3 protein-coding genes are annotated in these 2,705 nt (G+C 71.1%); 1 reads left to right on the forward strand and 2 read right to left on the reverse strand.

From position 1 onward, the window contains the following. Positions 1-1,606, reverse strand: a 1,606-nt coding sequence (locus tag G6020_RS14325; protein WP_241732730.1) for a glycosyltransferase, incomplete at its 3' end; no start/stop codon positions are given. Between the two features lie 112 nt (positions 1,607-1,718). Further along, the gene (locus G6020_RS14330) at positions 1,719-2,243 is read right to left on the reverse strand and encodes a GtrA family protein (RefSeq protein WP_347238386.1); all 525 of its coding nucleotides are present in this window, start codon (positions 2,241-2,243) and stop codon (positions 1,719-1,721) included. A 64-nt stretch (positions 2,244-2,307) separates the two neighbouring features. Between G6020_RS14330 and G6020_RS14335 the strand changes: the two genes are divergently transcribed. Next, positions 2,308-2,705, forward strand: a 398-nt coding sequence (locus tag G6020_RS14335) for a response regulator (RefSeq protein WP_347238387.1), incomplete at its 3' end; no start/stop codon positions are given.

A 2,705-nucleotide genomic window follows, 5' to 3' on the forward strand; every position in this document is an offset into this window, starting at 1 on the left:
GCCGCCCGAGCTTCTGGACGAGCAGACGTTTGACCAGCACCTGGTCCTCGCGATCCTCGCGGGGGATCCCCACCTTGCGCTCCACCCTGATCCCGGCGGGAAGGGCGTCGACGGCGAGCTTGGCCGTCTCGGGGTATCCCGCGCGTTCTGCGCGGATCGCGGCCAGGGCGGCCTGCCCGCCGTCGCCGACGCCGTGGGCACCGTCGGGGCCGTCGAGGAACGCCTCGATGCCGCGCATACGGGTGGCGGCGAGGCCGTACTGCATGGCCACGAGTGCCCGCAGGACGCTCCGGCCCAGGTTCGTCGCCATCGCACGCGGATCGATCCCCTGGCGGAGGGCCGCGGTGGTCAGCGAATTGCGCATCGAGAAGAACTGACCGAAGTCGTCGCCGTCCTTCCAGTAGAAGTCGGCGTGCCACACGGCCGCCCCCTGGAGGGTGCAGGTGGGCATCCCGGCCTGCCGGCACCGCAACCCGTACTCGATGTCGTCCCACTGGAAGAAGTACGGCAGGGGCAGCCCCACCCTCTCCACTGCCTCCCCGGGCACCAGGCAGGACCACCACGCGTTGTACTCGGCGTCGACCCGCCGCTCCTGCCGGTTCTCGACCACGGACTCGTCGCGCAGCGCGAACTCGTCCGCGTCCAGGCCGCCCTCGAGCTGGTCGAGCTGCGTGCGCTCGGCCGAGACCAGGAGGTAGTCCGGGTTGAACAGGTACAGCATCTGCGCGCCGACGAGCATCGGCTCGCGGGTGACGGCCGCGAAGGCGAACAGCCGCAACACCGTCTCGGGCTCGACCCTCACGTCGTCGTCCATGAGCAGCACGTCCACCGGCCCGGTGGACCCGGGGGCGGTGGCCTCGAACATCCCGCGGCTGAACCCGCCGGCGCCGCCGAGATTGGGCTGGCGCAGGTAGTGCAGCCGCTCGCCGAACTCCCCGGCCGCGCGCCGGAACGCCTCCCGCGTCTCGACCAGGTCGGTGCCCTGATCCGTCACGTAGAGGTCGTCGATGAGTTCGGCCACCAACGGGTCCGAGGCCAGCGAGTCGACGGTCGCGGCGCAGTCGTCCGCCCTGTTGAAGGTGCAGATGGCCACCGCCGCGCGGCGGGCCGGGCTCGTCGTCGTCACACTCCACGTCACCTCGGACACGGTCGCCGCCGCGTCCACGGCGTGGAACTCCAGCCACATCGCGCCGCCGTCGACGAAGGTGTCCACCGGTACGTGCAACACCGCCATGCCGTCCCCGTGGTGGTGGAACACGTCCACGGTGCGCACGTGGGACCCGATGTCGGACGCGCGGACCAGGACGTCGAGGCGCCCCTCGGACTCCACCGCGACCCGCACGGTGAGGCTGGTGACCGTGGTCCAGCGCTGCCAGTAGGAGGCCTCGAACCGGCCGAAGTAGGTGTTGGTGTCGACGACGGCCCCGGCGTCCAGGTGCACCTCGGCGCGCGTGCGGCGCACGACCCCCCGCACGATCCGCGAGTACAGGTCGTCGTTGACCCATTTTCGCGGGCCCGAGAACAGGGTGCGCTGCAACAGCAGGTCGCGCTCGTCGGGGGCGGAACCGGCGTCGGCACCTGCGGCTGTCACGGTGGTGGCGTCCATGTGGCGGGTGCTCCTGGGGAATCGGTGCGGAGGTCGTCTCACTCCCGGGCGGCTGGTGGCCCGGACGCGCCGTCCAGGCTAACCCCGGCCGGGCGGTAACCCGGGAGGGCGGTCAGCGCACCCGGAAGATCACGGTCCGCTGGACGATGAAGTTGGTGACCGTGGCCACGCCCTGCGCGATGACGTAGCCGATCGTCGTGGCCCAGAACGTGCTCCAGCCCAGGCCGTGGAACCACGGGACCAGCAGCATGAACAGGCCCCACTGCACGCCGAACATCAGCGCGTACAGACCCATCGTGGCGACGAAGCGGGCGCGGGAGGGCTCGGCCTGGAACGTCCACCGGCGGTTGAGCGAGTACGCCGTGAGGGTGCCCGCCACGAAGGACAGCGCCTTGGCCGGTCCGTAGCCCAGACCGAACAGCATCAACAACTGCAGCAGGCCGTAGTCGACGACCGCGGACAGGACACCGGTCACGAAGAACCTGGTGACCTGCGTCTTCAGGTCGGTAGGTCGCGCCGGATCGGATTCGTGTCGGGCTTCGAGAGGATCGACGGCCCCGCGCAGGGAGTCGAGGACGGAGTCCTCCGGCGGGTCCGCCGGGGTCTCAGGGGAGGGTCCGCCGCTGGATGTGGTCACGCGAACAGGGTAGATCGCGGTCGACCGGGCGGCGTCATCCAGCGCCTCGGAGGACACTGGGACCGTGAACCTCCCCGACTCCGCCGTCCGCCGCCGCGTCCTGGTGGTCGACGATGAACCCCACATCCGCCGGGTTCTGCGCGGATACCTCGAATCGGACGGTTTCGCCGTTGACGAGGCCGGCACCTCGGCCCAGGCCCGGGACCTGGTGGGCGACGCCGACCTCGTCCTCCTCGACGTCGGTCTGCCCGACGGCAACGGGCTCGATCTCCTTCGTGACCTGCGATCGGCCTCCCCCGTGTACGTGATCCTGGTGACCGCCCGCGCGGAGGAGGTGGACCGACTGATCGGGCTCGAGGCGGGGGCGGACGACTACGTGGTCAAGCCCTTCAGCCCCCGCGAGGTCACCGCGCGCGTCCGCGCTGTCCTGCGCCGCGCGCGCGAGGCCGGGCCGGTCGGGGC

It is taken from the genome of Dietzia sp. B19, from assembly GCF_014145155.1.
Taxonomy (GTDB): Bacteria; Actinomycetota; Actinomycetes; order Mycobacteriales; family Mycobacteriaceae; genus Dietzia; species Dietzia natronolimnaea.